The organism is Psychroflexus tropicus DSM 15496, from assembly GCF_000378765.1.
Classification (GTDB): domain Bacteria; phylum Bacteroidota; class Bacteroidia; order Flavobacteriales; family Flavobacteriaceae; genus Psychroflexus; species Psychroflexus tropicus.
Map to the genome: position 1 here is coordinate 32,847 of NZ_KB905344.1, position 24,898 is coordinate 57,744.

Sequence of the window (24,898 nt, forward strand, 5' to 3'; positions counted from 1 at the left end):
TATGATTAATATACATTATTATAAATCTGAATTAAAAGCAGAATTTAAATATCTGCAATTAAATCTAAAGTGGTTGTTTACTCAAAAAAGAAAAGCTATTTACATAGGTTGCACTGGCCAAGGAAATTTAGGTGACGAGTCAGTCCTTCAAGCATCAATTATATTATTGAAATCAAAATATTTTATTTATCCAATATCATATATCAAACCTACTTCTGGTAAATATCTACGTAGATTACTATTTAAAAATGTCGATTCTATTATATTGGGTGGTGGTACTGTCATTAAGAAAAAACAAAAGGAAAGCTACTTGAAATTATTTAGTCAATTTCATGAGCAATATCCGAATGCAGAACTAAAGGTTCTAGGTTCGGGAGTCGCAGATCCAGAATTAGCATCTTTAATTGGATTTTCTACAGACAAATTAGCGTGGAAAAATGTCTTAAATAAAGCTTCTTTTATTGGGGTAAGAGGAGTAAGATCAAAATTAGAGTTAAGCAGATGGGGTGTTGAAAGAGAAATAAAGATTGTCCATGACCTTGCAATTTATTTTAAGAAATATAAATCGAAAAGCAAGCAGAAAAAAAAGAGGATGGGAGTCAACTTTTGTAATATAATAGGTAGAATTTATGGTCTTGATCAAAAATCTGTAGAAAATTTTGCTAGAGATATAGTGATAAAATTAATAAATGACGGCTGGGAAGTATGGCTTTATCCAACAGTCTCTTCAGATATTGGATACATGAAAAGTTTATTTGAAAAAACTTTATTAGAGAAACTCAATATTTACGAGAACACAACTAATATTAATGAGTCTCTTGATTTTTTAGAATCTTTAGATTTCTTTTTAGGTCAAAGGTTGCATTCAGTTATATTTTCAGCTATTACTTATACTCCATTTATCGCAATTGAATACGAATCAAAAACTAGTGATTTTCTTGAGACACTTGGTCTGGAAAAATATTCTCATAGAACAGATAATCTTAGTTCATCTCAAGTTTTTTCTGAAATTAATAAATATTATAAAGAAATTGACTCTATTCAAACTAAATTATTTGATTGTATATCAAAAGCACATAAAGAACAAAAGCAATTAATATTCAAGTTTTGAAAACCATCTCTCTTCTCCATCCATTTTCAGCACAGGCCATAGGCTTACAAGAAGAGGATTTACATCATTCACACAGTAAAGCGCAGGAATTGGCTTTGCAAAAGATCCAGGAGAAGCATCCAAACTATCATATAAGTATTGATTACTTTACGGGTAAATGGCTACCTTATCAAAAGCAAGTAGCAAATCTTGAAAAGCAGTTTTGGCCGGTTACCAGTCCTTTATTTAGGAATCGGCATCAATGGAGGAAGCAAGAATCGTTTTGGCATTATAAACACCAGCAAAAACATCCTGCTGAGGTGACCATCATCAATATGTCAGGCCATGGGAGTCCTTATTGTTTTAAGCTGGCTAGGCTCATCAAACAGCAAGGCTTAACTTATATCCCTATGATAGGTGGGGTGCACATGAGCACCCATCCAAAAGCAGTTGTGTATTATCGAAATGCGCACCATATTTTGGTCCATACTCAGGTTCAAAAAGAAGCCTTAGTAGCTCAAAAGGTGTTTCGGGATCTAGATATTCGTGTGTTGCCTTTAGGCGTCAATCAGGATTTGTTTAAGCCTGCTTTAGAAGGAAAAAACAAAAGCGACTTATTTAAATTGATTCAGGTAGGACGAATTTCACGCTTGAAGCAACTGGAGCATTCTATACATTTGGTGAAGGACCTTAAAGACCAGCAGATTAATGTTCAGCTTAAGCTGATAGGTTTTCTAAGCGATGAGGTGTACTACCAGGAACTTTTGAGCTTAATTAATGAACTTAACCTGAATCAAGAGGTTCAATTTATAGGAAATATTGTTCAGGAAAAATTAGTTCAGTTTTATCAAGAGTCAGATCTGCTGCTGATGCCCAGTCAGCATGAGTCTTTTGGTATGGTCATGGTAGAAGCTATGGCGTGTGGCTGTCCCGTGGTGGGATATAAAGGAGCAGGGGGTACTGATGAGATTATACTGCATAATTTAAATGGTTTACTCATAGAGCCTGAGGTTTTATCGGATTCAATACTTCAGCTATGGCAAAATCAAGATGTCTTACAACGACTAAAAGTAGGTGCACTAGCAACAGTTCAAAGAAACTGGAGTATAGACAAGACTACCCAAATTCTTCAAAATTCTATTAGGGATGCAATTGGATAGTATTCATATAAATCAGTTGATACTCTATGTTCCCACGGAATTATCTCACTCAAGCTACTTGATAACTTCTGTCCAGGAATTCGCTATAAAAAATCAAATTGAGTTAATTTATAATTCAAGTCTATTTTCATCTAAAGGCAGAATTGAAGTGTTTGGAGAAGAGTTAGTAAAAACTACTCATTCCTATTTGAAAGTCGTTTTTGTAAGGCTTGACTTTAAAGATAATTCTAGTAAATTATTAGCTTTCGATTTTCATGATTCTAATACCTTTTTTTCTAAAGAAGGTATAGACAAGGCAGATGTATATTTCAAAAGAACCTATACAAAAGCAGAGGTCGATTTGATTTCTAAGCATAACTCTAAACGAATTTATTCAATGGGATTGCCCTTTATGCTTAGACCAGATAAGATTTTTCACAAAAACGAAATCAAGAAAAATCATTTAAAAGAATTGGTAAAACACTATTCTAAATTAGATAGATTGATCTTTAAACATATTTTAAATGGGTTTTCTCAACATAAAAAAATCTGGAAAAATTTTGTATCAACTCGAACTTTATCTGATTTTGAAATATTAATAAAAGCTAAAAACATTAACTCAGTTTTTTACCAAAAGCGATTTTTTCCAAATGAAAACTCAAATGATACAAAAGCTGTTCATCAGCAACGTGTTGATATCGTCAGATTATTAAAGAATGAGTTTCCAAATAATTTCAAAGGAGGAATTAAGGATGATCAAAATTTACCTTTGCGATTTAAGGACTGCGCTTCTGATATCGAGGGCTCTCAAAGTCAATTTTTAAACGCCATGCAGGATTGTGGAATTTGTATCTATACCAGAGGTTTAGGTAATTCAATAGGTTGGACCTTACCAGAATTTATGTCTCAGGGAAAAGCTATTGTCGCAGAAAGGCAATCAATTGTTTTTCCAAACCCAATAGAACATAATGTACATTTGCTTTACTTTGATACTTTAGAAGAGTTGAAAAATCATATACACTATTTATTAGATCAGCCAGATGAGGTTATAAGGCTATCAAAAAATGCAAGGCAGTATTATGAAGAGAATATTTCTCCTAAAATTTATTTTGAAAATGTCTTAAAGCAAATTCATGCATAAACTATTTGTACATCACCGTTCGCCTCACCATTCCACTTATTCTGGCTATGCTCAACTCTTAGCCTATGTGGAAGGTAAAGTCATTGATGGTAAGGATTCTAAACTACCTTATAAATTATCCAAGTATTTTTCCGGAAGAAAATCTAATAAGGCAGGAAACTATGATAGTAATAGTGTGCAAAAAGAACTGGAGCTCTTTACATCCCTTAAGAAAACCTCCAGAGATAAATGCCTGGTACATTACCTCAATGCAGAGCGGGACATTCGTTATAATTTAAAGTTCAAGAAAAATTATCCAAACACCAGGTTTTTAGCGACCTTCCATAAACCACCATCGGTCTTAAAAGAACGTATCACAGAAACCAAGTACTTAAGAAAATTAGATGCAGCCATCTGTGTAGGCCAAAATCAGGTGGAATTCATCAAAGACTGGTTGGGTATAGATCAGGTTGCTTATATTCCACATGGCGTGGATACGGGTTTTTTTAAGCCAGACCCAAAAGTTGAAAAAGAACACTGTATTTTATTTGTAGGTCAGCATTTACGTGATTTTGAACTATTGAACTGGGTGCTCCCAAAATTTTTGGCCTACGATAAAAGTTTAAAAATTAAAGTGGTTGGGATACCTTTTGCTTTGAAGAAAATAAAAGAGGTTGAAAATGTGGTTAAGCTGAGTAAAGTTGGAGACGAAGAGCTAAAGCATTTATACCTAACCTCTAAGGGTTTGTTTTTGCCTCTGGTAGATGGAACCGCCTGCAATTCAATTTTAGAAGCTATGGCTTGTGGACTGCCTATTGTCACCAATGCTGTTGGAGGGAACAACGCTTATTTGGAAGGAACCCACTCCTGTTTTGAAAATGATAAGAAGGTTTTGTTTCAGGAAGTGATTAACTTGCTGGAAAATAAAACACAAAGAGAGATAAAGTCAATATTACTAAGACAAAGAGCTTTAGATTTCGATTGGAAAAAAATTGCCATAAAAATTGAAAAGTTCCATAATAAATTAAATGGAAGTGAAACGTGAAAATATATTAATAACCGGGATTGCAGGGTTTATAGGATTTCATTTAGCAAGACAGCTTTTGGAAAGAGGTTACCAGATCATAGGAATTGATAATTTAAACACCTATTACGATGTGGATTTGAAATATGCGCGTTTAAATGAACTCGGAATAGCTAAACATTGCTCAGAATTTTATAATCGAGAGGTGAAATCGGCAAATTTTAAAGGCTTGAGTTTTTTTCAGCTCAAATTGGAAGACCGAGCTAATTTACCCAACCTATTTAGGAAGCATAACATAGATGTGGTTTGCAACCTTGCAGCTCAGGCTGGGGTGCGCTATAGCATCGAAAACCCAGAAGTCTACATTGATACCAACATTACTGGTTTTCTCAACTTGTTGCAGTGTATGCGAGAAAACCAGGTATCGAAACTGGTTTACGCTAGCAGCTCCAGCGTTTACGGAAACACCGATGAGGTACCGTTTAAAGTCGAGCAATCGGTTGATCAGCCCATTAGTGTGTATGCGGCAACTAAAAAATCTAACGAACTTCTGGCTCATACTTATGCTCACTTATTCAGAATTCAAACGATAGGTCTGCGCTTTTTCACGGTTTATGGGCCATGGGGTAGACCTGATATGGCACTATTTCTATTTGCGGATGCTATTGCAAAAGACAAACCCGTTAAAGTGTTTAATCAAGGCCACTTATCCAGAGACTTTACTTACATCGGCGATATTGTAGAAGGTATTATAGCAACTCTGGAAAAAGATCTACCCAACAATTCAAAATACGGCATTTATAATATTGGAAATTCAAAACCGGTCAAGTTATTGGACTTTATTGAAGCTTTGGAACATAGTTTTGGTAAAACTGCCCAAAAGGAAATGCAGCCTATGCAACCTGGAGATGTACACCAAACCTGGGCCGATGTGTCTGATTTAGAACGGGATTTTGGCTATGCACCAACCACTGACATTCAAACAGGAATCGATAATTTTGTAGAGTGGTATAAAGATTACTATAGAGTGTAGTCGTATAATCGTATACTTGTAAAGTGGTCTATAACTTCATACAACTAAACGAATACACCATTACTCGAATACACGAAAAATGAAACTAGTAATTTTCGACGGCAGCTTCAAAACCACTGCCTTTATCAATCGCCTGATTGAGGGTCTGGTCAAGCATGGAGTTGAGGTTTATGTGTTGGGATTTAATGACCAACTAAAACATCCTTTAAAAGATGTAAACTATGTGAGCTTGGGTAGTAGCCAAAGCCGAATCAAATTTGCATGGAAGAGTTTAAAGTGGGGGTTAAGCTCTAAAGATTTGTTGAGAACGATCCGTATGTTGCTTAAGGGCAATATATCTGAACTTAAGAAAAACAATTTGACCTCAGCTTTGCAGGCTATTCAGCCAGACCTAGTTCACCTACAGTGGGTCTCGAATATTTCATTGTTTGAAGAACAGTTAAATAAAAAGTGTTTTAAGTTCATACTTTCACAAAGAGGTTACCAAACCAACGTCCGGCCTTTTGTGAACTCAGATAATTTCAATTATTTACAACACTGGCTCCCGAAGTTTGATGGCTTTCATTCGGTTTCTGAGGCGATTTCAAAAATCGGCGATCAAATTTATAAACATCCTAACAAAATAGATCAGGTGGTGTACACGGGATTGAATTTAGATAAATTTGAGTTTCAATCTGAGGTTGTCAACAATAAATTTTTACAATTGATTTCTGTTGGTCGTCCGCATTGGAAGAAAGGTTATAAATATGCTCTAAAAGCCTGTGCTGTATTACTTCAACAAGGGATTGATTTTCATTATACCATCATCGGTGCTTCAGGCAATGAAGAATTGTTATTTTTGATCGATGATATGGACTTAAGTGATAAGGTGGTGTTAACACCTAAATTATCTCAAACCAAAGTGTTTGAGTTGATGAAAACCTCAAACCTATTTCTATTACCTAGTCTAGAAGAAGGTATTGCCAATGTTGCCGTAGAAGTTATGGCTTTAGGCACTCCCGTCATTTCAACAGATTGTGGCGGGATGCAGGAATTGATTACCCATGGAAAAGAAGGATGGATTGTACCCGTTAGAGATCCTGAAGCTATGGCAGAACAAATCCTAAATTATAGTAATTTAGAAGTGGATGAGGTTAGAAATATTAAGATGGCTGCCAGACATAAAGTGGAAGTGCAGCATAATGAAGATAGCATGATTAAAGGCATGATAGAATTGTATAATAGTCTTAAATAGAAATAATGAAATACTTAATTTCAGTTCACATGCCAAAAGCTGGTGGCACCAGTTTTAAGTTTTTTCTCAAAGAAAATTTTAGAGATCAACTTTATCTTGATTATACAGACTATCCAGATCATTTAAATGAAAAACAGATTAATGATAAGCTTAAAAAATACAATAATTGCTTTTATAACTTAAAACCTTATTATTTTAATTTAAAAAACAAATCAATATTTCATGGGCATTTCTTGGCGGCGAAATATAAATGCTACTTAGCTAAAGAAAATGCCTGTTTTATAACTTGGCTTAGAGATCCTATTGAGAGGTTGGTTTCACATTATTATTACTGGTTAAAAACATACAATAAAGAAAGATCATTAGCTCTTCATAAAAGAGTAGTAGAAGAAAAATGGTCACTTGAGAAATTTTGTTTTTCCAAAGAAATGAAAAATCTTTATTCTAAGTTTTTAATAGATTTTGATATTAAAAATTTTGATTTTATTGGCATCGTAGAAAAGTATGATGAGGATTTTATTTATTTTAATAATTTCATTTCAAAAATTAAAAACCCAACTCTTCCAGACCTTAATAAAACAGTAAAACCAGAAAAAAATCACTTCGATAACGATATTAAAGGACAACTGAAACAGTTTCATAAAAAAGATTATGAGATTTATGATTATGCTTTAAGAATGAGGAAAAAAAGGATTAATAGTTATGAGTAGAAGGCTCAGAAAAATAATTTTTCTTTTTTTTCCATTTCTTAAGAAATACGGATCTTATGTAAGTGTGGTTATAATAAATAAAATCACAAGGGTTTTCTATAGAAATAAAAAACATCAATTCTTATTCATTCTTTCTCCTCCATTTTGTGGTTCAACATTATTAAATGAGATAATATCTTCTTCAAAAATAGTTTCTGTTAATAATAAATTTGGTACCAGAGAAGGACAAAAGCTACCTACGGTTAGAAATATTATGTTTGATGGTATTAATAGGTGGGACGAATCCTTAACTTTTGATTGGGATTATATCAAAAAAGAATGGATCAAGTATTGGGACTTGTCAAAACCTATTCTATTAGAAAAGAGTCCACCTAATATTAAATACGCTAAAATTTTAGAAGAAAAGTTTGAAAATTCTCACTTCATCATTTTTTATAGAAATCCTTATGCTCATTGTGAAAGTTTAATGAGACGTAGTAAAATGGGTGTCAAAGATGCAGCTGAGTTTTCTATAAAATGTTTAAAATATCAAAAGCGGAATATAATAGGGTTAAAACAAAAAACGATTATTTCTTATGAAGAGTTAACCAATGAAACGAATAAAATCAAGAATAGAATTGATAACATTTATCCAAAAACGAATCTTGATGTTGAAATTCACAATGAATTTAATGCCCATAATTTTTTTAAAAAAAGCCTAGCTATTCAAGATTTAAATAATTTGAAAATTAATAAATTGACTGTTGAAGAGATTGTTGAAATAAACGCTGTTTTTCAGAAAGAAGCTGGTTTAATTTCATTTTTTGGTTATAACATAATAAAAACATGAACCCTTTAGTAAGTATTATACTCCCTTCTTACAATCATAAAGAATATCTAAAGGAAAGATTAGATTCTATACTTAATCAAACTTTTCAAAATTTTGAACTCATTATGTTAGATGATGCGTCTACCGACGGTAGTCAAGAATTTTTAAAAGCATATAAAGACCATCCTAAAGTAGCTCATAGTGTTTTTAACGAGATCAATACAGGTTCACCCTTCAAACAATGGCAAAGAGGCTTAGAGCTAGCAAAAGGAGAATATGTGTGGATCGCCGAAAGTGATGATGCCTGTGAGCTCAATTTTTTAGCATCCTCAATGGAAGTGTTTGGGCTTTATTCAGAGGCTTCTATCGTTGTTGCTCAAACATTTAAATTTACTAGTCAAAAAATTGGAGGAGAGGTTTATCATCATATTTTTAAGGAGTCAAATCCAACTTTAATCAGTCAGAAAAACATCAATTTTTGCCCAATCTTAAATGTAAGTGCTTGCATATTCAAAAACCCTAAGCTTGGAAATGGATCTAATGAGTTTGTGAACTACAGACTTATTGGAGATCGCGTATTTTATCATGAATTTTTTTATGGTGGTCTGGTGGTAAAAAATTCAAATACAAGGAGTTACTTCAGAAAAGAAGGAGAAAGTGTCTCTGCCTTAAAATTTAAAGATAGTTCTTATTTGAAGCAGTACTTTAAAGAACACTTAAGATTTATCGACTACGTTTATCAAAATACCAAGTTACCTGAAACCTTCTATAATGCATATCTATCTAAATTCTTTAAAAGAGTAAGAGATAGGATGAATAAAAAGGATAAACTAAGCTTAACTTATCTTTTATTAGTTATTAAATACAAAACGAAATTGAAATAATCTATATGCCTAGAGTCGCTATTGTAATTACTGCCAAGAATGAGGAGCGCTTATTAAAACAAAATCTTCGATATCATTTTGCATTAGGCATACATAAAGCCTTTGTTTATTTCGACGGTGTTACAGATAATGGCCCCGAAACGATTAAAAATTTGCCTAGAGTAGTTGCTCAAAATTCAGTTGAGCCTGAAAAATATAAACACTTAGAGAATTTAAGTAAATTTACATCCAATGCGAATGAACACCATACTGCCAGGCAATGTTTAAATACATATGATGCCATGCTTAAATGCAAAAGGGATGGAATAGATTGGCTAATTTCTATAGATGCAGACGAGTTGTTTTATCCTGGATCAGATATCAAGGATTTAAGTGTATTTTTTGATGCTCTTGAAGCGTATGACGTTATTAAATTACCCCCCCTAGAGATAATCAATAGGAAAATGACTTACACCAACGTTATGTTAGAAGAGTCTTTATTTAAGACAAAGAAAAATTTTAAGTCTAGGTTAGATCAGATTTATTTTGACATTAAAAATCCCTATGGCAATAAATCTTTTACAATTTCATATTGGTTAGGACATACGATGGGGAAATGTATCTTAAATGTAAAAAGCGATATTATACCCAAAAATGTGCACCGATATGAAACAAAGGATAATACTAAAATAAAATCAATCACAAAAGGTAACATTCTTCATTACCATATGTACGATTTTGAAGATTTTATTAAGAAATTTAAAAATTTTGAACACCATCCTCCTGTTTTTTTAAGTGGGAATGAGATAGGTTCTTTAAAAAGTTTATGGATACAATTAGTCAATGACCCAAAGATGACAAAGGAGCAGCTAAAAGAATACTACAAAAAAAATCTGCTTTTTAATGAAAAGAAATTAAAGCGTTTAAACAAAACACGCTTATTTAATTTAGTTAGAAGAAAAGAAAAAGCAATTGTTGAAATTAAATTGCCAAGGCAAATTTTATCAAATATTAAACATGATTAATTCTGTAAGGTGTCCCATGTTGTGGTGGCGGGGAATCCGGCGAAAGTGATAAAGCGATTAGTCGAGTAGTCGAATAATGGAGTAGTCGTGTAATCGAGTAATCGTATAATGGAGTATTTGATTAGTAGATTACCCAAATAATAAAAATTTAGTAGCCATTTAAACATGATACACACCCACCTAACCCTGCCTTTGCCAAGGAAACGCAGGCAGGCTCCCTCAAGGAAGGAAACCAAAAGCAACTATCCCCTTGAGGGCCTGCCTTACTGGTCAGTTAGAGATTATTACTAATAAGACAAAAATGTAGTCTTTTAATGATTAATAAATACACATAGACTAAACTTAGTTAATACACTTTTAACCGAATAATCGAATAATCGAATAGACGAATAGACGAATAGACGAATACACGAATAGACGAATATGCGAAGTATTAAAACCCCCATCATCCTCACCACCCAAACCTTTGTCAAGATCAAAGGGGAATCCCACGAACTAGACTATGAGGCCATTTGCCTGTTTGCAGCAACGGGATTTTTTTGGGACGATTCGACCTATTGGAAAGATACTAAAGTTTTGCGACCAGGGACGATCAATGAGATCGAAGAAGAGGGCTTTTTGGTAAAGTCCAAGCCCTGGTTTCAGTGGACTTATGAGCCAAAAAATCAATCTTTTGATAGCTCTTTACAAGAGTATCAAGACATGTTTGAGCAGATCATCGATGAGCAGATTGGCAATCAACAGGCTATTTTGCCTCTATCCGGTGGGCTGGATAGTCGGAGTCAGGCGGTAGCTTTACATAAATTAGGGAAGCAAGTGACCTCGTATTCCTATTCGTTTCAAGGCGGGTATAAAGAACATCAGATCAGTCAGCAAATCGCTAAGGTCTGTAACTTTGAATTTAAGGCCTTTGAGATTCCTCCACACTATCTTTGGGAAAAAATCGGGGAGTTAGCCGAAATCAATCAGTGTTATTCAGAATTTACTCATCCCCGGCAAATGGGTGTTTTAGAGGAGCTGAAACAAATGCAGGGTGTCTTTTCGCTCGGCCATTGGGGTGATGTTTTGTTTGATAAAGGAGGTGATGAAGGCATACAGGATAAAGACTTGGTTTCTTATATCCATAAAAAAGTAATCAAGAAAGGCGGGCTGGAATTGGCGAGGGAACTTTGGGCTAGCTGGAATTTGGAAGGGGATTTTGACACCTATTTAAAAGACACCACCCAAACCTTGTTGAATCGTATCGATATTAAAAATACCTCGGCCAAAGTCAGAGCCTTTAAGTCGATGTACTGGGCGCCACGCTGGACCAGTATCAATTTAAGTGTGTTTGAAGCGGCGCATCCCATCACTTTGCCTTATTACGATGATCGAATGTGTCAGTTAGTTTGCAAGATTCCTGAGTCACATCTTGCCGATCGCCAGCTTCAAATCGAGTACATTAAGCGCAACCATCCTGAAGTCGCCAGAATCACCTGGCAGGATCAGAAGCCGTTTAATTTGATGAATTTCCATAAGAACATAGCACCTTACAATTTGCCTTATCGCATCACTGATAAACTGAAACGTGTGCTCCAGGAGAAATTGGGGAAGAAATTCATCCAGCGGAACTGGGAGTTGCAGTTTCTAGGTGAAGACAATGAAAAGCAGCTAGAGTCGTATTTGTATGATAAGGACTTCAATAATCTTGTAGACTCACAAGTGGTTAACAATCTATACCGTAAATTTCAAACTCAAGATCCTGTGTTTTATTCACATCCGGTGAGTATGCTGTTGACATTGGCAGTTTGGAATAGGAGAAATTTAGAGTAGTCGTGTATTCGAATAATCGAATATTAGGTATGTCACTTCGAGCCTGACCGACGAAGTCATTTGTTTTTAAAAACATCAATGCTTTAAGCCAAATTAATGGTTTTTTTCTTTTTTAGTTCACCCCCTTTGTTATTAATTAAGTGTTCATGAATCTCGTACCTCGATTTGTATTGCCAAAAAAAGAAACAATCCCCAAAGCTTTGGGGACTAGGCTTATTTTTATGTCTTTAAAAACTACAAAAGAAGTTCCACCACGTAAAGCAAACCGTTTCACTTATGCTTTACTCCTTCACCCACTCTTCACCTCTTTTTGTTTTTTGACATCCATAAAAAGTAGGCCGGATTAAGTCGTTCAAGCGGGTCTTTTCAGTTATTAGCATTAATTATTCTAGATTCATATGAGCTAATAGTTAAGTCGAGTTCTCGATACATCCCTTTTGGATTTCTGGTAAATCCAAAAAGGTCACTCGAACTGACAAAATCAACTTTATGGATGTCACTTGTGACTGCCTAACGTGGTCATTCAGGCGAGTGATCCCAACATTTTCGTTTGGGATGTATCGAGAGGTCATTTGAAGTTATCTCATGTTAGATATTACTGAATAGTTGCCAATGCTAAATAACTCATACAATATTTTAAACTAAAATTTGAGTATTTTTGAATTATGAACATATCTGAAAAAAATATCGATCGAATTAAGAAGCTTTGTGAGAAATATAAGGTTAGGACGTTTTCGGCCTTTGGTTCTGTGGTCCGTGATGATTATAGTGAAGATTCCGACATTGATTTTGTAGTAGATTTTGAAGAAACCGATCCTTTTAAATACACAGATTTATATTTCCAACTTAAAGAGAATTTAGAAAACTTACTTCAAAGACAAATTGACCTAGTTGAAGAACGTGGAATTAAAAATCAATTTTTCAGAAAAGAGCTTGACAGTACTAAAATTTTGATTTATTGACAATAGGATTAGTGTTTGGTTCGAAGACATCGTAAAATCCATCGACCAAATATTTGAATTTCTTCCCTAAAAACGAGATTTCTTTGACTATCAAAAAGACCTAAAAACCAAGAAAGCAGTCGAAAGAAATATTGAAATCATCGGGGAAGCCATTAACCGAATAGTTAAACACAAAGATTCTGATTTTCAAATAAACAACGCACAAAAGATAGTTGGTACTCGAAACAGAATTGCTCATGAATATGACAGTATTTCTGATGAGGTGATTTGGACGATTATAATACGTGAACTACCTGAATTGAGAAAAGAAATTCAAAGCTTAGTAGAAAAGCACAGGCCACGACCGTAGCACATATATTAGTTTTATGTGCTAATGCAAAAGTTTTACCTTGAGGCGATCTGCTGAGCTAGGTCGAGTTCTCGACCTGCTTGCCAGAGGCACCTGCCTGCTAAGGCACGACAGGTAGGCGACAGGCAGGTGCACTGATTTTGGTCTGTCGGCACAAAAACAGCACTCGAACTGACAGGTGCTAAAGGTACTTTGGTTTAGAATTTTACTTATTTACAAACACCCACCTAACCCTGCCTTTGCCAAGGAAACGCAGGCAGGCTCCCTCACTTCGACAAGCTCAGCACAGGCCAGGGAGGAATGTTAAACATTTTCCCTCGAGGCAATGTGCTGAGCTAGGTCGAAGTAGAAATGCCGCTAGGCAAAGGGTGTTGGAGATCTTCAAAACACACCCAACCCTAACCCTTCCCTCAATGGAAGGGAACTAAGAAACTTTCCCTTGAGGCGATGTGCAGCCCTCACTCCTTCAGGATAAACTTTGACGAAGTAAAGTCAAGATGCACTTAATCATAATTATGCAAAAGTTCTCGACTCCGCTCGAACATAAACAAAAGGAAAAAACTATTTTTGATCTAGTAAACCGATTATACCATTACACTTCTACTCGACTACACTAATGAAAAAGAAACTTAAAATCCTCTACACCATCCCTAACTTTGACACCGCTGGTAGTGGCAAGGTGGTGTACGATTTGGTGAAGGGTCTGGATAAAGAGCTATTTACCCCAGAGATCTTAGTGAAGCATAGCCGAGGGGCATTTTTTAAGGAGGTGGAACAGCTTGGGGTGCCGATTCATGTGTTCAATTATGAGACGGACTATAAGCCATTTTGGTCTTTCCCCTTTCGATTGCTGAAAGTAATCCGGTTTTTTAAATCATACGATTGGGATATCGTGCATTCCTGGCACTGGAGCTCCGATTTTTCAGAGCCTTTAGCGGTGAAATTAGCAGGTAAGAAATTTGTTTACACTAAAAAAGCTATGGGCTGGGGCAACAAAGCCTGGCGATGGCGATCGCAGTTGAGTAATCACGTCATTGCGATTAACAAAGATATGATGACCGAGTTTTTTAACCCAACGCCTTCTGTTAAGGCAACCTATTTGCCTTTAGGGCTGGATACAGAAGTTTATGCGCCGTTAGCTTATCATCAAGATACGGCCAATCTGTATGGAATTAAGAAAAAGGATTTCGTGGTGATCTCTGTGGTTAATATGGTAGAGGTAAAGGGCATAGAAATTCTGATCGAGGCAGTCATTCAGTCCAAAATTCCTCATATCAAATTACTTTTGGTTGGAAATGACCAAAGTGACTATGTTGAAAAGCTGAAAGAGAAATACCTTAAAGACCATTCTAATATAATATTTACCGGGAAACAATTGGAAGTTCGGAACCATTTATCCATTGCTAATGTGTTTGTGATCCCTACCAAAAATGAAGGCAAGCGGGAAGGCATGCCGATGGCGCCAGTGGAAGCTATGAGTATGGCTGTGCCAGTGATCGGTTCTAAAGTGTCTGGGATTACCGATATTTTAGAGGACTTCGACGAGTGGATGTTTGAGGCTAGTCAGGTGGAAGAACTTACACAATTGCTTCAAAAAGCCCAGAAAATGCCTTTTGAAGAGTTAAAAGTAATAGGTCTAGAAATGCGGGAAAAAGTGAAGAATAAGTATACATTTGAAGCTTTTATTTCATCAAGAGAAAATCTCTATGAGTCACTTTAATAAACATACGATTGTGGTGGGGTCTGCCCGAAGTGGAACCAGCTGGCTCAGTGAAAACATGGCGAAGGTGTTTCGCTATCGGATGTTGTTTGAACCCGAGCATACCGAACGAACCCAAAAAGGCCATTTGATCGCCGATCAATGGATCACACATGCTAATCAGCGAGATTACAACAAAGGCTTAAGCTATTTGGAACAGGTGTTTAAAAACCGGGTTGATTCCGACTGGATCGCTCAAAATTCCAATCGCAAGTATAAAATGCATCTGTGGCCGTTTATACCCAAACATTTTATCATCAAATTTGTACGAGGGAATCTAATGGCAGCATTTCTTAATCAATATTATAACATTCCAGTCGTCCATGTGCTACGTCATCCTTTGGAAGTGATCAAATCGCAACAGCGGGTCAAATTTCCCTGGCTGTATGACTTGTCCTATTTTGAAAAACAGGAGGGTCTCAAACAGCTTTTAGCAGACAAGTATAACATTCAGATTGAAGCTTTTAAAGCCAAAAGTGAAGTTGAGATTTTAGCCTTGCGCTGGTGTATTGAGAATGTGGTAGTTTTAGATGATTTGAAAGCTGGTCAGTCCGAGACTTATCATATACTCAAACATGAAGATCTAAGAGCAGATGTTCAGGTCTACAAAGACCTTTGTGCTATTCTAGGCATTGATGTAGTGCAACAGATTGATAATGAGTATAAAAAACCCTCTACAAAAGCCCATCCGAAATCCACGGTGAGAGGTCAAAAGGATGACAGGGAGTTTTTGAATGATGAGGAGAAAGGATTAATTTTGAACATACTACAGCAGTTTAATCAGAATATTTATGAATTGTAAGTGCGAATAATCGAATAGTCGAGTAGTCGTATATTCGAATTCACAAAAAAACTAACTATTATGAATCATAAAGATTTGGATGTTTGGAAAGTCAGTATTGAACTTGTGACATTAATCTATAAGTACACTGATAATTTTCCAAAAAACGAGCAATTTGGTTTGACAAATCAAATTAGACGCTCTGCTGTTTCGGTACCATCAAATATAGCTGAAGGTAGCGGAAGAAATAGCTGGAAGGAACTCTACAATTTTGTAAGCTATTCAATTGGTTCAGCAGCTGAGTTAGACACACAATTAATAATTGCAAAAAACCTCATTTATCTTAATGCTGAAGCTGAAGAAACCTTATTTGCAATGATAGAAAAAACGAGAAAGCTATTATCTGGGTATAAGAAGTATGTAAAAAGTAAAATTTGAGTTGGAATAAACGAATAGACGAATACACCAATACACGACAAAATGACCATTACCCTCATCCTTCCCCAACCCCCAGGCTATTCTGAAACCTTCTTCAGGTCTAAGATTCAAGGCCTTCAGGAGAGTGGGCATGAAGTGATTTTGGTCACGGCAGCCACCGATCAGAACTTTGAGGCGTGCCAACATCTGCATCATCCTAAAGTCAGCAAGAATAATCTAGTTCAGGTCTTTAAAATGCTAGGTGTTTATTTAGGTTTACTGCCTTATTTGAAGTCCGTTTCTAAATACATCAAGCTAGAAAAAAGCGAGGGAACCTCTGTAAAGCGAATGTTTGAGAAGTTGTACATCAATGCCACCTTAATTAAGCTAAGAACGGATTGGCTACATTTTGGCTTTGCCACCATGGCTTTGGAGCGAGAGTTAGTCGCCAAAGCGATTGGAGCGCAACTGGCAGTGAGTTTAAGAGGTTATGATATTGGAGTCTACCCACTAAAGCATCCAAATTGTTATACTAAGCTTTGGGATTATGTGGATAAAGTGCATAGCATCTCTAAGTATTTATTAGAAAAAGCATATGGTTTAGGTTTATCAACACAAGTGCCAATCAATATCATTACACCCGCTGTTGATTTAAAAATGATCGGACATTCAAAACCTACTCACAATGATAAATTGACCATTCTAAGCATCGCCAGATTACACTGGATCAAAGGCATAGATGATCTCATTGAAACCGCTTACGCTTTAAAACAGAAAGGAATTGACTTTGAGTGGAAGATTATTGGAAGTGGGGACCAGAAGCATGAAGAGCGTTACAAGTTTCATGTGTATCAAAAACAGCTGAGAGATCAGATTATTTTTTTAGACAAGCAAACTCACCAAGAGACTATAGACCACCTCCATAAAACTGATATATACGTTCAAACCAGTTTGAGTGAAGGCTTTTGTAATGCCGTTTTGGAAGCCCAGGCTTTAGGTAAGCTATGTTTAGTTTACGATGCTGGCGCTTTATCTGAAAATATTGTGCATGAAGAAACAAGTTGGCTGGTACAAAAAGCTAAGCCAGAATTATTAGCTAATAAAATTTTGGAAGTGCTTAACCATGATGAAAAGATTAAAAAAAGTATTCAAGGAAATGCTAAGGAGAGAGTACAAAACAAATTTGGTTTAGAAGTTCAAAAAGAAGCATTTACAGAATTTTATCTATAATTTTTAACTATGCCACACATTTCAATTATTAGCCCGGTTTATAACGCTGAAAATATTTTGTCAGAATTAGTTACAAGGATTGAAACTTCAGTAAAATCTATTACTACTGATTATGAAATTATATTGGTAGAAGATTGTGGGCCAGATAAGTCATGGGAGAAGATTTTAGAACTTTCACAGGGCAGATCTTATTTGAAAGGGATCAAATTAAGCAGAAATTTTGGACAGCACTACGCCATTAGCTGTGGATTAGATCATGCTAAAGGAGACTGGATTGTAGTTATGGATTGTGATCTTCAGGATCAACCAGAAGAGATAGTTAATTTATATGCAAAAGCTAAACAAGGCTTTGATATTGTTTTAGCAAGTAGAGCGAAACGAAAAGACTCTTTTTTTAAAAAGCTGTTTTCGAAAACTTTCTATCGAACTTTAGGATATCTTACAGGAACCGAGCAAGATGAAACAGTTGCAAATTTTGGAATTTACAACCTTAAAGTTATAGAGACCTTGATAAGAATGAAAGACTCTATACGCTATTTTCCTGCTATGGTGAAGTGGGTTGGATTTAAATCAATAAAACTTGATGTTGAACATGCTAAGAGAGAAGAGGGAAAATCTAATTATAATTTTAAGAAACTAATGAATCTTGCGCTTGATATTATCCTTGCATTTTCTGACAAACCTCTTCGTTTAGTAGTGAAAGCAGGTTTATTTATCTCTTTTATTTCAATAATTATTACAGTGTTTTATTTCTTCAAATGGTTGAAAGGGGATGTTGTTGTATTAGGGTTTACCAGCTTAATTATCTCAATTTGGCTCTTATCGGGTGTGATTATTTCTACCCTTGGTATAATTGGACTCTATGTAGGAAAGATTTTTGAAGGGGTTAAAGGAAGGCCTGTTTATATTATTTCAAACACTACGGATTCATGATACGAGAACTGAAATGGGACTCTAATTTTTTCAATAAGAGAATTGCAAAACTTGAGATTAAAAAAGACGAAGATAAAAACGTATTTGAAGAAATAAGTCAAGAATACGACTTGACATATGTGTTTTCAAATTTCGAAATCAAAGCTTTAGAAAATTTTCATATTGATACTAAAATCATTCTTTCAAAATCTATTTTTAAACCTTTCAAAAAGGCATTAAATACAAGGATAATGATAGAAAAACCTGAATGTGTAAAAGAATTTGAAAATGAAGATTTATATGAATTAGCCTACGTTAGTGGACACAAATCAAGATTCAAGCTAGATTCAAAGTTTAGTGATGAAGAGTTCAAACTACTTTACAGAAAATGGATAGATAATAGTCTTCAAGATTTAAAAACTATAGTCTATATAGCTCTAATAAATAATTCAATTATAGGTTTTATTGCTTGTAAATTAGAGCAAAGGAGCGCAAATATTACATTAGTTGCAGTCGATCCTGAATTTCATGGGAAAGGTGTGGGTAAATTACTTATCCATAATTTGGAAAATTACCTCAAAGAAAAAGATATTAAAGAACTTTACGTAGCTACTCAATCTTCAAATTTACAAGCTATAAAATTTTACAATCAGATTGGTTTTTTTGTATTTAGCAAAACCGAAATCTACCATGTATGGAAAACAAAATGATCCCTTTTAATAAACCTTATTTAACAGGCAAAGAAACTTTTTATATTGAAGATGCCGTAGCTACAGGACATATTTCGGGTAATGGTAAGTACACTAAAAAATGTCAAAATTTTTTTGAGTCTGTTTATGATTTTAAAAAGTGCTTATTGACCACATCCTGTACTGATGCATTAGAGATGGCTGCCTTATTGATTAATATACAGGCCGGAGATGAGGTAATCCTGCCGTCCTATACCTTTGTGAGTACGGCAAATGCTTTTGTGTTACGAGGTGCTAAACTAGTATTTGCAGATTCTAGAAAAGATCATCCCGGTCTCGATGAAAGTCAACTAGAAGGATTAATCACTCCAAAAACCAAAGCGATAGTTCCTGTTCATTATGCAGGTGTAGCTTGTGATATGGATAAAATTATGCAGGTGGCCGAAAAACATAACTTGTTTGTGATTGAAGATGCAGCTCAGGCTATAGATAGTTTTTACACGGGTCAAGATGGCGTAAAGAAACCACTAGGGAGTATTGGTCATTTAGGCGCATTTTCATTCCACGAAACCAAAAACATCATATCTGGGGAAGGGGGTATGCTGGCCATAAACGATTCACAATTCATTGAACGGGCTGAGATCATTTGGGAAAAAGGAACCAACCGTTCAGCATTTTTTCGTGGAGAAGTCGACAAATACGGATGGGTAGATGTAGGAAGCTCTTTTCTACCTTCAGAAATTATTGCAGCATTTTTATGGGCGCAGATTGAAAATATTGAGAAGATACAATCAAGAAGAAAATTGATTTGGGATTCTTACCGAGATAAGATTTCAATTTGGGCTAGAAAAAATAAAATACAATTGCCAGTTTTACCTGCATATGCTACCAATAATGCGCATATGTTTTATTTGGTTTTTGAAACTGAAGAGCATAGAAGAAAGTTTATTGCTTATATGAAGGGTCATGATATTCTAACCGTCTTCCACTACATAAGTTTACACCGCAGTGAGTTCTATAAAACTAAACACGAAGGCAAAGCTCTTCCTTTTTCAGACAAATACACTAACTGTTTATTGAGATTGCCATTGTTTTTTGAGCTTGATGTGCACTCTGTAATTGACAAAATTTTGATGTATGAATCGGATAAATAAAATCCTTAAGTTTATTTTATATGCAATTCCTGTTGGCTTAATAGTTTGGAAATTGGCTTTGTTTCTGATTTATCCCCACGTGAGTACGGATGGGCCATGGACATTGAGTCATCTTTTTTCATTCATGAGAGGTGATTTTAATGAAAGTAGTTTTGCTCATAATTTTGATGGAGATATCTATAAAACTTATGGATTGGAGATGATTTTGTCACCTTTCTACAAGCTTGCAGGCGAGATAAACACCTATAAATTCATTTTGATCTCATTTTTATTTATTTCTGTAAGTGCTTTTCTAATCAAAAAAATAACTTTAGATCAGTTGAAGTCAAAGTTTTTATTCATTATTACTATAGCTGGATTTCTAACTTCTACCTACACATTTGGCTTAAGATCTGAGACCTATATTATTCCATTTATGTTGCTCATAATCTATCAGGTTTTTGAAATATATCATCAAAAAACTAAAGTGTTTAGGCTATTAATCATAGGTTTTATTGGGGCTTTAATTTTCTTGATCCATCCTGCCTCTGCAATCTTCACCGTGTTGATTGTTCTCTATATCTGGGCTAATAAATGGATAGGTCACAAACATTTTATCAGGATTATAAGCATAGGGGTAGTCTCGGCATTGGTTATATCTGGTTTTAGGCTGTTGGATTATATAAATCTTTTTACAGGTTCAAATGAATTAGAGGATCATTCTTTTTCATTATCACATGTTTTGAAATACATTTCATTTTCGCCAATTGTAATAGTCTTGATTTACTTAGGAGTGTTTAAAAATAAAAATATACTAAAAATACTTTTCCTGATTAGCTACATAATTTTTACCTGTGTCTTTGGACGGAGTTACTATTTTAGTTATTTAATTCCATTCTTATTGCTCTTTTTTGTAGATATGAGCGAATTAAAAGATCTAAAATTTAATGCAGTTATTAAATTAATATCTTTCTGCTTCATTAGCTATAGTTTATTGGTTACACATTTATTTCCAACTTTCCAAAATTTTGAAAACCCAGTTTTAGGTTCTACTTATAGAACTATTTTAAAAAGAACTAATGAAATTGGTGAATCTATACCAAATGACAATCGGATTTGGGTGACATCTCAATTAGGTATGGAAGTCATCGACCAACCTAATTCAAGATTACATCACCATTTTTATAAGACAATGTCAGGAGAGAAAATAGAACTTGAAGAAGGTGACGTAATGCTTTTTATATCAAAACAAAAAATGTTGGATAGATTAAACTCAAAAGTAAATCATTCTAAAGAGGATCTTATTATCACAAGTGAAATAGATCCAGTAAAGGGCCATTATAAGATTTCTAGACCTTTTCAGGAGCGTGGAAGTGAAATAGGACTATATAAAGTCACACTCAGAGAATAAAATAAATAACTATGCTCTTCAATTCCCTCACCTTTTTTATTTTTCTCCCTACCGTATTTATTCTGTATTGGTTTGTATTAAAAGGTAGACTATAAGCTCAAAATGTACTGATTCTCATTGCCAGCTATGTGTTTTATGCCTGGTGGGACTGGCGGTTTTTAAGTTTAATTGTATTTAGCACCTTACTCGATTATAGTCTTGGTTTAGCTATAGACAAATCGACTTCCAGGCAAAAATCCAAACTCTTGTTGTGGACCAGTTTACTGGTCAATCTCGGGTTTTTAGGCGTCTTTAAATACTATAATTTCTTCGTGGAGTCCTGGATTGATGCCTTTGCAGGCTTAGGCATCACTATGGAAGTCAGTACGCTTTCTATCATACTTCCTGTAGGCATTTCCTTTTATACCTTTCAAACCCTTAGTTACACTATCGATGTGTATCGAAAGCAACTAAAGCCAACCTCATCTTTATTAAATTTCGCCGCGTACGTGGCCTTCTTTCCTCAGCTGGTGGCAGGACCGATTGAGCGGGCTACCCGCTTATTACCTCAGTTTAGTGAAGAGCGAGTATTCAACTCAAGTTTTGCAACCTCGGGCGTATATCTGATCATTTGGGGCCTGTTTAAGAAAGTAGTCATCGCCGATAATTGTGCCTTTTTTGTCAATCAAATTTTCGAGCAATCAGGTAATTATTCCAGTGCAGAATTAGGCTTGGGTGCCGTTCTATTCGCGTTTCAAATCTACGGTGACTTTTCCGGGTATTCGGATATTGCGATTGGTACTGCCCGCTTATTTGGATTCTCTTTGATGACCAATTTTGCTTTTCCTTATTTTTCTAGAGACATTGCCGAGTTCTGGCGTCGCTGGCACATCTCCTTATCGACTTGGTTTAGAGATTACCTTTATATTCCCTTGGGGGGAAGCCGAGTGCGAAAAACCTTACAAGTCAGAAATGTAATGATCATCTTTTTAGTCAGTGGCTTTTGGCACGGCGCCAACTGGACGTTTTTGGTTTGGGGCGCTTTACATGCCCTGTTCTTTTTACCTTTGTTGCTTCTCAATGTGAATCGAAAATATGTAAGTGAAGATGCCTTGCGCCTTCCCCATCTGCTTAAAATCGGTTTAACCTTTGGCATTGTTTGTCTGGCCTGGGTGTTTTTTAGAGCGGATAGTATTAGTGAAGCTATTCAATTTTTAGGGCATATATTTGAAATGAACTCACTGAGTTTAGACGTTTTTACCAAATCTTCTAAGTACCTCTTGTTTTCAGCAATTATAGGAATGAGTATCTTACTGATGCTGTATTTTGAATTTAGAGCCTTTAGAAAGCAGCGAGTAGAAGTGCACTTACGACCCTTTTCGGCGGCATTTGTAATAGCGTGTATTGTAGTGATGGGAGCCTTTAAAAATCAGGCAGATTTTATTTATTTTCAGTTTTAAATAATTGATCGAATGGAGCTTAAAACTATTTTCCTCAATAATACGACTGGCAGAATAAAAAACACTTGCTTTTGTTTCAAGTTCGAGCGGAGTCGAGAACCATTTACATCTCGACTGAGTTTATCTCGAAGAATTGAGAGGCTCGATGCTAAACAATTCTCCTTTCTTGAATTGTGAGTATTTCTACTCATTAGCAATGGCTTCATCCAGAGCTGTTTATATCTCAACTCTAATAGAATTATTTAAATATGTCAAATAAAGATTTCGAATTTTAAAATCACCCAATGACTAAATTCCTCAAAAAATTACTTCTCTACGGCGGTTTGCTTTTCGTTCTCCTCAATCTTCTCGTTTTAGGAAGTTTCTGGAGTCTAAGACAATCCGAATTTTACAAGCCTTCCTTTGCCGTGAATCAAATTAAGCTGGATTTAGATTACGTGGTCTTAGGGTCTAGTACCGGCTTAACCACCTTAAACACCAAACTTATCGATAGCTTAACGGGCTGGCAGGGCCTCAACCTGAGCATGGATGACACTGCCTTACCAACGCATTACTTAATGCTTAAGCATTTCTTGGAAAACGGTGGGCAAACTCAGCGTTGCGTTTTGGCGATTACTCACTGGGACGTGGCGAATGCTTCACCGAGTATAGGAAACAACGATCATCGGTTTTTACCTTTTATAGCAGAGGATTATGTAGAGGATCACTTTACTATTTTAGAAGATGAGGCTTGGTCTCCTTTGACTACAAGTCAATGGGTACCGATTTATGGATTAGGCTATTACAACACCGAGTTATTTTACCCTTCGCTAATATCCTTAGCTAAACCAACCTATCGAAACCGCTACGATGACAAAGGCAATTATGTGTATCCTAAATTAGGAAAGCCCTTAAAGGTCAAAAGACCTGAAGTTTCAGATTATCAGTTTAACAACCTGTATCTTGAAAAAATTCAATTACTTTGTCAGCAGAATAATATCGAACTGATCTTATACCAATCGCCCATGTTGAATCAGCACCAAAACACCCCTGATAATTTCCAGTTCATAAACCATTCAGGGCTATTATATCAAAAAACGAACTTGTTTTATGATGAGATTCACGTCAATAAAAAAGGTAGGAAAAAGGCAACAGAGGAGTTCGTGAAAGCAATTACTCAATGAATATTATTATTCACGGGCCTGGAAGGTCAGGAACCACGCTATTTAATAAGATGTTTTCTTATCATCCAGATTTTGTGTGGTTATCCTCCTGGCAAAATAGATTTCCAAAACAAGCCTGGTTAGGAGTTTTCAACACCATTTACCAGAAACAAATGCTGGGTGTAGACTGGTCATCAGTTAAGAATATCCCTAAACCTGCAGAAGCTTATGGGTTTTGGAATCATTACTTTAAGCCCTTTTCATCAGAGGCTAGATTAGATGTTGAAAAGACTGAAGATTGCATTAATTTTATAACTTCTCTAAAACAAATATCTGGTAAGAAGAATTTTGTAACCAAGCTAACGGGGGAAGCAAGAAAAGAAATTTTGGATCAAGTTTTTAATAAAAATTACTTGGTATTGTGGATAGAGAGAGACCCTAGAGTTGTGGTTAGCTCCTACATCAAACAAAAATGGTTTTATAAAAACAAACCTGAGGAGTTTGCGAAACTTAGCATGACTGATAAAATTGAATTTTATGCGAATTTTTATAAGCAGAATTTTGAAGGTGCTAAACCTTTAAACAGGAAACTTCTAAGATACGAGGATTTATGTGATGATCCTGTGATGTTTTTTGAAAGCTTACTGAAGGATTTAAATCTACCGTTTCATAAGAAACATAGAAAAATTATTGAACAATGGGAACTTAAAGTAGTGGATTGGAAGTCTTACTCTAAAAAGTATTCAGAAGAGGAGAAAACACTTTTCAATCAATTACTCAAGGATGAAATGGTTTACTTAAATTACGAAGTGTAAC

The 24,898-nt window shown here is 35.3% G+C and carries 22 protein-coding genes and 2 pseudogenes; all 24 read left to right on the forward strand.

The features are described from left to right. Position 1 precedes the first annotated feature (1 nt). A complete protein-coding gene (locus F598_RS0109700) occupies positions 2-1,111 on the forward strand; it encodes a polysaccharide pyruvyl transferase family protein (protein ID WP_019038854.1) in 1,110 nt (369 codons plus the stop codon). Continuing rightward, a complete protein-coding gene (locus F598_RS0109705) occupies positions 1,108-2,250 on the forward strand; it encodes a glycosyltransferase family 4 protein (protein ID WP_019038855.1) in 1,143 nt (380 codons plus the stop codon). The genes F598_RS0109700 and F598_RS0109705 overlap by 4 nt, the downstream gene beginning before the upstream one ends. Beyond that, complete coding sequence (locus F598_RS0109710; RefSeq protein ID WP_019038856.1) at positions 2,237-3,370, forward strand: glycosyltransferase; 1,134 nt, start codon at positions 2,237-2,239, stop codon at positions 3,368-3,370. Before F598_RS0109705 ends, F598_RS0109710 begins: the two co-directional genes overlap by 14 nt. Continuing rightward, positions 3,363-4,394, forward strand: a complete 1,032-nt coding sequence (locus F598_RS0109715) for a glycosyltransferase family 4 protein (protein ID WP_019038857.1) — start codon at positions 3,363-3,365, stop codon at positions 4,392-4,394. The genes F598_RS0109710 and F598_RS0109715 overlap by 8 nt, the downstream gene beginning before the upstream one ends. Continuing rightward, on the forward strand, positions 4,378-5,406 hold the full coding sequence (locus F598_RS0109720) for an NAD-dependent epimerase/dehydratase family protein (protein ID WP_019038858.1): 1,029 nt from the start codon (positions 4,378-4,380) through the stop codon (positions 5,404-5,406). Before F598_RS0109715 ends, F598_RS0109720 begins: the two co-directional genes overlap by 17 nt. A 79-nt stretch (positions 5,407-5,485) precedes the next feature. Then, on the forward strand, positions 5,486-6,640 hold the full coding sequence (locus tag F598_RS0109725; protein WP_019038859.1) for a glycosyltransferase family 4 protein: 1,155 nt from the start codon (positions 5,486-5,488) through the stop codon (positions 6,638-6,640). 29 nt (positions 6,641-6,669) lie between these two features. Next, entirely contained in the window at positions 6,670-7,350 is a 681-nt protein-coding gene (locus F598_RS0109730; protein ID WP_169334103.1) for a sulfotransferase family 2 domain-containing protein, read from the forward strand. Beyond that, positions 7,343-8,179 (forward strand): sulfotransferase, encoded by an 837-nt coding sequence (locus F598_RS0109735; protein ID WP_019038861.1) that lies wholly within the window; start codon positions 7,343-7,345, stop codon positions 8,177-8,179. The genes F598_RS0109730 and F598_RS0109735 overlap by 8 nt, the downstream gene beginning before the upstream one ends. Then, on the forward strand, positions 8,176-9,042 hold the full coding sequence (locus tag F598_RS14960; RefSeq protein ID WP_019038862.1) for a glycosyltransferase family 2 protein: 867 nt from the start codon (positions 8,176-8,178) through the stop codon (positions 9,040-9,042). Before F598_RS0109735 ends, F598_RS14960 begins: the two co-directional genes overlap by 4 nt. A 5-nt stretch (positions 9,043-9,047) precedes the next feature. After that, positions 9,048-10,046: a glycosyltransferase family 2 protein gene (locus F598_RS0109745; RefSeq protein ID WP_019038863.1), complete on the forward strand. Its 999-nt coding sequence runs from the start codon at positions 9,048-9,050 to the stop codon at positions 10,044-10,046. Positions 10,047-10,469: 423 nt separating this feature from the next. After that, the gene (locus F598_RS0109750; RefSeq protein ID WP_019038864.1) at positions 10,470-11,858 is read left to right on the forward strand and encodes an asparagine synthetase B family protein; all 1,389 of its coding nucleotides are present in this window, start codon (positions 10,470-10,472) and stop codon (positions 11,856-11,858) included. Between the two features lie 665 nt (positions 11,859-12,523). After that, positions 12,524-12,820, forward strand: coding sequence for a nucleotidyltransferase family protein (locus F598_RS0109755; protein WP_019038865.1), 297 nt, complete (start codon positions 12,524-12,526; stop codon positions 12,818-12,820). A gap of 88 nt (positions 12,821-12,908) precedes the next feature. Continuing rightward, positions 12,909-13,169 (forward strand): annotated as a pseudogene (locus F598_RS15640) (HepT-like ribonuclease domain-containing protein); the annotation flags it as partial. Between the two features lie 616 nt (positions 13,170-13,785). Further along, positions 13,786-14,889 (forward strand): glycosyltransferase, encoded by a 1,104-nt coding sequence (locus F598_RS0109760; protein ID WP_019038866.1) that lies wholly within the window; start codon positions 13,786-13,788, stop codon positions 14,887-14,889. Then, complete coding sequence (locus F598_RS0109765) at positions 14,876-15,730, forward strand: sulfotransferase domain-containing protein (protein WP_019038867.1); 855 nt, start codon at positions 14,876-14,878, stop codon at positions 15,728-15,730. Before F598_RS0109760 ends, F598_RS0109765 begins: the two co-directional genes overlap by 14 nt. 60 nt (positions 15,731-15,790) lie before the next feature. Further along, positions 15,791-16,147: a four helix bundle protein gene (locus F598_RS0109770; protein WP_019038868.1), complete on the forward strand. Its 357-nt coding sequence runs from the start codon at positions 15,791-15,793 to the stop codon at positions 16,145-16,147. A gap of 42 nt (positions 16,148-16,189) precedes the next feature. Continuing rightward, positions 16,190-17,356, forward strand: a complete 1,167-nt coding sequence (locus tag F598_RS0109775; protein WP_019038869.1) for a glycosyltransferase family 4 protein — start codon at positions 16,190-16,192, stop codon at positions 17,354-17,356. A gap of 9 nt (positions 17,357-17,365) precedes the next feature. Then, entirely contained in the window at positions 17,366-18,289 is a 924-nt protein-coding gene (locus F598_RS0109780; RefSeq protein ID WP_019038870.1) for a glycosyltransferase family 2 protein, read from the forward strand. Beyond that, positions 18,286-18,978 carry a GNAT family N-acetyltransferase gene (locus F598_RS0109785; protein WP_019038871.1) on the forward strand — a complete coding sequence of 231 codons (693 nt, stop codon included), beginning with the start codon at positions 18,286-18,288 and terminating at the stop codon, positions 18,976-18,978. Before F598_RS0109780 ends, F598_RS0109785 begins: the two co-directional genes overlap by 4 nt. After that, positions 18,963-20,111 (forward strand): dTDP-4-amino-4,6-dideoxygalactose transaminase, encoded by a 1,149-nt coding sequence (gene rffA / locus F598_RS0109790; protein WP_019038872.1) that lies wholly within the window; start codon positions 18,963-18,965, stop codon positions 20,109-20,111. Before F598_RS0109785 ends, rffA begins: the two co-directional genes overlap by 16 nt. Continuing rightward, on the forward strand, positions 20,095-21,501 hold the full coding sequence (locus tag F598_RS0109795; protein WP_019038873.1) for a hypothetical protein: 1,407 nt from the start codon (positions 20,095-20,097) through the stop codon (positions 21,499-21,501). Before rffA ends, F598_RS0109795 begins: the two co-directional genes overlap by 17 nt. Positions 21,502-21,512: 11 nt before the next feature. Then, positions 21,513-22,940, forward strand: a pseudogene (locus F598_RS14800) (MBOAT family O-acyltransferase). 284 nt (positions 22,941-23,224) lie between these two features. Then, positions 23,225-24,103, forward strand: coding sequence for a hypothetical protein (locus F598_RS0109805; protein WP_019038875.1), 879 nt, complete (start codon positions 23,225-23,227; stop codon positions 24,101-24,103). After that, a complete protein-coding gene (locus F598_RS0109810; RefSeq protein ID WP_019038876.1) occupies positions 24,100-24,897 on the forward strand; it encodes a sulfotransferase in 798 nt (265 codons plus the stop codon). Before F598_RS0109805 ends, F598_RS0109810 begins: the two co-directional genes overlap by 4 nt. Position 24,898: the final 1 nt, after the last annotated feature.